The 943-nt window shown below is 67.1% G+C and carries 1 protein-coding gene; it reads right to left on the bottom strand.

The window, feature by feature from the left end:
• Positions 1–73: 73 nt before the first annotated feature.
• Positions 74–943 (bottom strand): ABC transporter permease (locus tag ABD224_RS29220; protein WP_344055338.1); only part of this gene is annotated, 870 nt, incomplete at its 5' end.

The following is a 943-nucleotide window of genomic DNA, read 5'->3' on the forward strand; positions in this document are numbered from 1 at the left end:
GTCGACGATGACGGTGGGCACGCGCTGCGTGTCATCCTGCCGGCCGTCTCGCCGGTCGTGTGCGCGGTCCGCCTCAGCCACGGCCGTACCTCTCCTCCGCCTTCCAGAAGTACACAAAGCCACCGACGAAGAAGACCACGGCCCAGCCCAGGGCGGCAGCCCACACATGCGGCGGCAGATGCGAGGAGCCATAGCCGTCGATCAGCGCAAAACGCATCAGATCCATGTACACGGCAGCCGGGTTGTACTGCAGCAGCCGGACGAACCACTCCGGCCGGCCCGCCAGCATCCCGTCGATGGAGAACATCACCCCCGACGCATACATCCACGTCCGCATCACAAACGGCATCAGCTGCGCCAGATCCGGCGTCCTCGCCCCCGCCCGCGCCATGATCAGCGCAAGACCGGTGTTGAAGAAGAACTGCAGCGCCAGCGCCGGCACGATCAGCAGCCACGACAGTCCCGGACGGCTGCCGAAGGCCACCACCACCCCGAACAGCACCACCATCGACACCAGCAGCTGCTGCAGCTGCTGCAGCGCGAACGAGATCGGCAGCGACGCCCGCGGAAAGTGCAGCGCCCGCACCAGCCCCAGATTGCCCGAGATGGCCCGCACCCCCGACATCACCGAGGTCTGGGTGAAGGTGAACACGAACACCCCGGTGACCAGAAACGGCACGTAGATGTCCTTCTCCAGCCCCCGCCCGGCCCGCAGGATGACACCGAAGATGAAGTAGTACACCGCCGCGTTCAGCAGCGGGGTGGCCACCTGCCACAGCTGCCCCAGCCGGGCCTGGCTGTACTGGGCGGTCAGCTTCGCCTGGGAGAAGGCCAGGATGAAGTGACGCCGCCGCCACAACTGGCGCACATACTCCGGCAGGGAAGGACGGGCACCGCTGACGGACAGACCGTACTTGTCGGCGAGCTGCCGCGCCGTGAGGCC

It is taken from the genome of Streptomyces thermoalcalitolerans (assembly GCF_039525155.1).
GTDB lineage: Bacteria > Actinomycetota > Actinomycetes > Streptomycetales > Streptomycetaceae > Streptomyces > Streptomyces thermovulgaris.